The 7,127-nt window shown below is 66.5% G+C and carries 4 protein-coding genes; all 4 read left to right on the top strand.

Annotated features, from left to right (window positions below; translation table 11 throughout):
* The first annotated feature begins 132 nt into the window (after nt 1-132).
* Genes CFN78_RS24920 through CFN78_RS24935 form a run of 4 tightly spaced genes read left to right on the top strand, consistent with a single transcriptional unit; the run spans nt 133 to nt 6,683 of the window.
* Complete coding sequence (locus tag CFN78_RS24920; protein WP_094865446.1) at nt 133-1,560, top strand: DUF3375 domain-containing protein; 1,428 nt, start codon at nt 133-135, stop codon at nt 1,558-1,560.
* Nucleotides 1,557-2,138: a DUF4194 domain-containing protein gene (locus tag CFN78_RS24925; protein ID WP_094865447.1), complete on the top strand. Its 582-nt coding sequence runs from the start codon at nt 1,557-1,559 to the stop codon at nt 2,136-2,138. Before CFN78_RS24920 ends, CFN78_RS24925 begins: the two co-directional genes overlap by 4 nt.
* Entirely contained in the window at nt 2,131-5,526 is a 3,396-nt protein-coding gene (locus tag CFN78_RS24930) for an ATP-binding protein (protein ID WP_094865448.1), read from the top strand. Before CFN78_RS24925 ends, CFN78_RS24930 begins: the two co-directional genes overlap by 8 nt.
* Nucleotides 5,523-6,683, top strand: a complete 1,161-nt coding sequence (locus tag CFN78_RS24935; RefSeq protein ID WP_094865449.1) for a Wadjet anti-phage system protein JetD domain-containing protein — start codon at nt 5,523-5,525, stop codon at nt 6,681-6,683. The genes CFN78_RS24930 and CFN78_RS24935 overlap by 4 nt, the downstream gene beginning before the upstream one ends.
* The last annotated feature ends 444 nt before the right edge of the window (nt 6,684-7,127 follow it).

A 7,127-nucleotide genomic window follows, 5' to 3' on the forward strand; every position in this document is an offset into this window, starting at 1 on the left:
GGGGGGAGGGCCCGACAGCATCGGGATGTCATCAACGAAGCCGTGTCCGTCCTCGTGACGGACAGAAGTCCGTCGGAAGGCGTAACGAAGTGTCGGTCCTAACGACTAGCGTCGTCGAGGGAAGGAGCGGCGATGGATCATGACGCGATCGAGGGGCTGCGAGAGCATCACCCGGCGTGGCGGTTGTTGCGAGCAGGCAATGCCACACTGATCTTGTCCTTTCTTGGTTGGTTTTTCGTGGAGGGCAATCGTGGGGCGACGGGTGCTGCGGAGCTGGCGGGCGCGCTCGATGAGGACCTGTTCGTCCTCAACGTTGACCCTGATCAGCCGCGTTATCCGAAGGCGGCTCGGGAGTATCTGGAGGATTGGGCGGCGTCCGAGTTGGCGTTTCTGCGCCGTTTCTATCCGGCCGGGATCGACGAGGTGCATTACGAGGTAACGCCGGCGTTCGAGAAGGCGTATGCCTGGGTGGAGTCGCTACGTGCGCGTGCGTTTGTCGGCACCGAGTCGCGGTTGCACACGGTCGTCGAGCTGCTGCGTCAGATCGTGCATGGCTCGGAGTCCGATCCGATCGCGCGCCTTGTCGAGCTGCGGAGGCAGCGTGATGAGATCGACGCTGAGATCGCTGCAGTTGAGGCTGGAGATGTCGCGGTGTTGGACGAGACAGGTGTGCGTGACCGGTATCAGCAGTTCGCCGCAACGGCCCGCGAGTTGCTGAGCGACTTTCGCGAGGTCGAGGACAACTTCCGCAGTCTTGATCGGGCGGCGCGGGAGCGGATTGCGGCTCGGGAGGGCGGCAAGGGGGAGCTGCTGGAAGACTTGATGGATTCGCGCTCGGACATCACCGTGTCCGACCAGGGACGCAGCTTTCAGGCGTTCTACGATTTCTTACTGTCAAATTCGCGTCAGGATGAACTGACGGAGTTGCTGCGAGCCGTCAGCAGACTGGACGCGGTGGAGGCGGACGCGCGGGTGCGGTCCATCCATCATGACTGGTCGGCGGCGGCGGAGCGGGCGCAGCGCACGGTTCGGCAGATTTCTGAGCAGCTGCGTCGTTTCCTGGACGACCAGGTCTGGCTGGAGAACCGCCGCGTCCTCGATCTCGTCCGGGAGGTGGAGGCGACGGCGCTCGACGTGCGTGCGGCGCCGCCGTCGTTAGGTCTCGACGTCGACGATCCTGGTATCGGGATTGTGCTGCCGTTCGAGCGGCCGCTCTACGAGGTGCCGTCGAGCGGTCAGGTGGATTCGTTCGTCGAATCTCAGACCATCGATGAGCTCGATGCCGAGCTGCTGTTCAGCCAGACCTTCGTCGACACTGCCCGTCTCAGCGGCAACATCCGGGCGGTCGTGCCCGAGGGGGCGTTGGCGCTCTTAGCTGACATCGTCGAGCTGTTCCCGATCGAGCAAGGGGCCGCCGAAATCGTCGGCTACCTGGCGTTGACGGAGGATGACATCGAGGTCGAGATGGACGACGGGGAGCAGACGCTGCTCGACTTCGTCGACACCACGGGAACCCCGCGCCGGGCGTGCCTGCCGAAGGTGACGGTGCGTCGGCGATGAGCACCGACGAGTACGCGGTCGGGGCGACGATCATCCGGCTGATGCAGGGTGTGGTCTACCGGGAGTCGGACGAGGACACGTGGCTGGTGTTGGAGCGCCACGGTGGTGGTGTGCGGGATCATTTCGCGACCATCGGCGTCGACGTGGTCGTTGACGACGCCGAGGGGTACGCATACCTGCGTTCTACGCCGGTGAACGAGGGCGATGAGGCCCTGCCGCGGCTGGTGCGTCGCCGGGCGCTGACGTACAACGTGTCGTTGCTGCTGGTTCTGCTGCGCAAGCGGCTCGTGGAGTTCGAGACGTCCGGCAGCGAGGGCAGGCTGGTGTTGACGACGGAGCAGATCGTCGAGACGCTGCGGGTTTTCCAGGCGGAGTCGTCCAACGATGCCCGGATCGTCGATCAGGCGGAGAAGACGATCAGCAAGGCTGCCGAGCTCGGGTTCTTGCGGCAGTTGCGTGGCCAGCGTGATCATTGGGAGGTGCGGCGCATTCTCAAGGCGTACGTGGACGCGCAGACATTGGCGGATTTCGCCGCCCGGCTTCGGCAGTACGCGGGGATGGTGACCGGCGATGAGTGACGGTTTGTTCTCCGCTATCGAGCTCGGGGCACCGTCGCGGGCGGGCTACCGGCTGCATCACCTGCAGGTCTTTAACTGGGGCACGTTCGACAAGTCCGTCTGGCGGCTGACTCCGGGGGCTGAGACTTCGCTGCTCACCGGTGACATCGGTTCGGGCAAGTCGACCTTGGTCGACGCGCTGACGACGTTGCTGATGCCGGCGAACAGAATCGCGTACAACAAAGCCGCGGGCGCCGAATCCAAGGAACGGACGCTGCGCTCGTACGTCGAGGGGCACTACAAGTCCGAGCGGCTGGAGGCGTCGGGGCGTTCGCGGGCGGTCGGGCTGCGCACCGGGGTGAAGACGTACTCGGTGATTCTCGGGGTCTTCGTCAACGACGGTTATGACGAGACGATCACGCTGGCGCAGGTCTTCCAACAGCGCGAGCAGACAGGACAGCCGTATCGGTTCTTCGTCACCGCGAGCAAGGAGCTGTCGGTCGCCGTCGATTTCAACGATTTCGGCTCCGACCTGCGTGATCTGCGGCGACGGCTGCGTGCGGGCGGAGCGGAGATCTTCAACGAGTTCCCTCCGTATTCGACGTCGCTGCGCCGGCTGTTGGGCATCCGGTCGCAGCAGGCGCTGGAGCTGTTTGCGCAGACGGTGTCGATGAAGGCCGTCGGCAATCTCAACGAGTTCGTCCGCGATCACATGCTTGAGCCGTCCGACGCCAGCGATCGGGTGCGCGAGATGATCGCGCACTTCGAGGACCTCACCAAGGCGCACGATGCCGTCAAACGTGCCCGTGACCAGCTGGAAGCGTTGGAGCCGATCGTGACGACGGCGGTGAAGTACGAGGCGGCGCTGGCCGAGCGTGCTGGGCAAGAGCGGCAGCGAGAGGCCGTGCGGCTGTTCGTGGCCGAATCGCGGTCGCAGATGCTCGGCGCCGAGATCGCGGCGAAGGAGGCGGACGGGCGGCGGTTGCTGTCCGAGCAGGACGAGGCCGAGCGGATAGCCAACCGGCTGGCCAGTGAGCGGGAGGCCCTGATCGAGGAGCGCGCCCGGGCGGGCGGTGACCGCATCGGGGAGCTGGAGCGGCTGGCGCAGGCGGCGCGGGATCAGGCCGACGAGCGCAGACAGCGACGTACGGGTTTCGACACCGCGGTAGCCGCGGTGGGGTTCGAGCCGGTGACCGACGCCGCCGGGTTTGCTGCGCTGAGCGAGCGGGTCGCCGCCGAGCGGCCACGGATCGACGAGCGGTTGCGCAAGACCGACGCGACGTTCGTCGAGGTCATGGGCGAGATCAAGCGGCTGAAAGACGAGCGGGACGTGATCGGCGCCGAGTTGACGAGCCTGACCCAGCGCACCAGTAATCTGCCTGCTTCCCACACCGAGCTGCGCGAACGGCTCTGCGCCGACCTCGGGCTGACGGCCGAGGAGTTGCCCTACGCGGGTGAGCTGCTGGACGTTACCGAGGACCATGCCCAGTGGCGTGGCGCCGCCGAACGCGTGTTGCGCGGCTTCGCGTTGTCGCTGCTCGTGCCGCAGGAGCATTACGAATCCGTCGCCGGTTGGGTCAACGGCCGCCGGCTCACCTTCCGCGGCCGCGACGGCAGGCCGGTGGGTACGAAGCTGGTCTACGAGCGGGTGTCGCCGCGCCGGGTCCCACTGCAACGCCCACGCAGCGTCGAACTGCTGCTCGCCGACTGCCTGGAGGCCAAGGACGGCCCATTCGCCGGCTACCTGCTCGATGAGCTCACCAAACGCGCCGATTACCGCTGCGTCGATACGCTGGCGCAGTTCCGCGCCGAGAAGCGCGCGGTGACGCGCGAAGGGCAGGTGCGCTCCGGCGGCCAGCACATCAAGGATGACCGTACGCGCGTCGATGACCCGCGGACGTGGGTACTGGGCTGGGCCAACGAGCGCAAGATCGCGGCCCTGCGGGCCGAGCTGGCCGACCTCGACGACGCCCACACGGTCGCAGAGGATCAACTGTCCGAAGTAGACATTGCTCGAGATGCGGTGCGCCGTACCCAGGATGCGCTGTCCGTGCTGGCGTCGTTCTCGTCTTGGAGCGAGCTGGACGTCGCCGAAGCCAGGCAGCGCGCCGACGAGTACGACGCTGAGCGGATTCGGCTGCAGACGGGTTCGTCGCGCCTGGCGGAGATCACCGCGGCGCTGGAACGCAACGGGCACGAGCAGACGTCAGTCCGGTCGCGCGCCGAGGAGTTGATCGGCCTGCTGGCGACTTTGCAGTCCGAGGTCAACAAGGCGAAGCAGGAGCAGGCGCGAGATGACGAGCTGGTCCGCCGCCAGCCCGAGACCGACCTGGCGCGGGCCCGCGAAGCCTACGGTGCGTTGATGGAGCGTCTGGGCAGGTCCGCGCCGACGGCGGCCAGCGGCTGGGCCGCCGCAGGCGATGCACTCAGCGACAAGCTGCACAAACAGATCGAGCGGCTGGCCAGTGAGATGAACGGGCACGCCCTCAACCTCACGCAGTTCATGAGCAAGGTGTTGCAGCGTTGGCCGGAGCTGGCGGTCGAGATGGATGCCAGCCTCGAGGCCAGGGCGGATTTCGTCGTCCTGCACGCCCGGGTCGCCGACGACGACCTGCCGCGGTTCGAGGCCGAGTTCAAGCGCCAGCTCAACACCGAGACGATCCGTGAGCTTGCGCAGTTCAACTCGTGGCTGCGGCGCCAGGCCGAAGAAATCGACGACCGGGTCGACCGGATCAATGAAGCACTCGGCGCGATCCCGTACAACCCCGGCCGCTACATCCGGCTGGAAAAAGAACCAACGAACAACCAGGACGTGGCGGCCTTCCGCGCCGACCTGCGCAACGCCACCGACGACGCCATCTCAGGCGACGATCACTACTCCGAGCAGCGCTTCCTCGACGTCAAACGCATCATCGAACGCTTTCGCGGCCGGGAGGGCTACGCCGATTCCGACCGGGCATGGACCCGGCGGGTCACCGACGTGCGCAACTGGTTCATGTTCTCCGCGTCCGAGCGCGATGTGGAGACCGACGTGGAGTGGGAGCACTACTCTGATTCGGACGGCAAATCGGGCGGGCAGAAGGAGAAATTAGCTTACACGATCCTGGCGGCATCGTTGGCATATCAGTTTGGCCTTGAATGGGGCGTGGAGTCTTCACGTGATTTCCGCTTCGCGGTGATCGACGAGGCGTTCGGCCGTGGTTCCGATGTCTCGACCCGCTATGCCCTGTCGTTGTTCGCCAAGCTCGGCCTGCAGCTGTTGATCGTCACGCCGCTGCAGAAGGTGCACGTCATCGAGCCGTATGTGTCTGCGATCGGCTTCGTCGACAACCCAACGGGGACCGCATCGCGGCTGCAGACAATGACGATCGAGGAGTACCGCGGGCGCCGCGACGGACACCAGAGGTGAGCGCCGGGTGGTCGACGCCCGCGGATGTCGTGGCGAAGGTGCGCAGGCGCTGGGAGGACGGGGCGCTGTTGCAGGCGTACGCAGATGGCGAGCAGTTCCCTGCGATCGGGTTCGGCCTGCGGGGGCCGAAGGCGTCCGAGATCGGTGACGACCTGGACGCGGTGCGCGCGTGGGTCTCTCGTCTCGACGCTGGCAGCCGCGGCGGTAGCCGATACGGCCTGGAGTGGACGACCGTCGGCGGACGGTACATCGGCCGCAATCGGCTGCCGTCGAAGGCGGTCGTTTCCACGTTCGAGCAGGCGTGGACGCTGCTCGGCGTCGCGAACGAGGTGGCCCGTTTCGACAGGGTGTATGGCCTGACGGGCGCCGTGGCGCCCGTGCGGGGCTGGGTACTCCAGCATCCGCATCGGGCGATCGAGCTGGCCGGCGAGTGGGAGCGGCTGCTGGCGGCGTACAGCTGGCTCGACGCCCACCGCGGCTCCGGACGGTACCTGCGAGAGATCAGCGCACCCGGCGTCGACACCAAATTCGCCGAACGGCACCGCGCGGCGCTCGCCGGAATGCTGGATGTCTCCACGACGGCAACCGGATTCCTGACCGGGCTCGGTCTGCGTGCGAAGCCGGAATTCGTGCGGATGCGTGTCTCGCCCGAACTCGGCCTGTCGCCAGCGGTCACCGAGCTGGCCGCGCGAGCCAACGAGCTGCGCGAACTCACCTTGTCGCCCACCAACGCGCTCGTCCTCGAGAACGAGATCACCTACCTCACCGTCGACGTGCCACCCGGCGGCGTGGTGATCTGGGGCAAGGGATTTGACGTCGATCGGGTCGGACGTCTGCCGTGGCTGGCCGGCGTCGACGTGCGCTATTGGGGCGACATCGACACCCACGGATTCGCGATCCTCGATCGGCTGCGCGCTTGGCTGCCGCAGACCCGATCCGTGCTGATGGACCGTGCCACCCTGCTCGAACACCGCGACCGCTGGATCGTCGAGAAACAACCGACCAGCGCGGCGCTGACGAGGCTCACAGCCGACGAGTCGAGCCTTTACACCGACCTCGTCGGCGACGCACTCTGCATCAAGGTCCGGCTCGAACAAGAGCGCATCGACTGGTCTTGGGCGGCCACCCGGCTCAGCGGTAGCCAAAGCCGTCCATGAACCGTCGGAACACACCGCCTTTGGCGGCAGCGAAGGCTCGCGCGGCGGTGAAGTTGGCCGCCGGGGCGCGATGGGTTTGCCGTAGCTGGTGGCCACGATCTGCTCCTCGGTGACATCCTCGGACCCGTCGATCGCGGGCACGAATCCGGCGAGGAGGCCGTCGCGCATCACCTGTGCCTCCAGCGATGCTGTGCCGTCGGAGTGCCATGTGGCTTGGCGGTCGTCCCGGTCTGATCGGGTGGCTGTCGAGGTCCGGCGAGGAAGTCACAGGCCCAAGCCTCCAAAACGTTCGCATGGAGCCTGGATCGGTGCCCCGGCAGTGTCCTGGCTCAGGAGATAGGCGACAGGTGTCTCAGGTCATAGGCGACACGAGTCGCGGGTCATCGGCGACTGGCTGGGTGGGCTGGATGCTCGGGCATGTCGAAGGCTCGTCTGGTTATCACC

The organism is Amycolatopsis antarctica, from assembly GCF_002262875.1.
GTDB lineage: Bacteria > Actinomycetota > Actinomycetes > Mycobacteriales > Pseudonocardiaceae > Amycolatopsis > Amycolatopsis antarctica.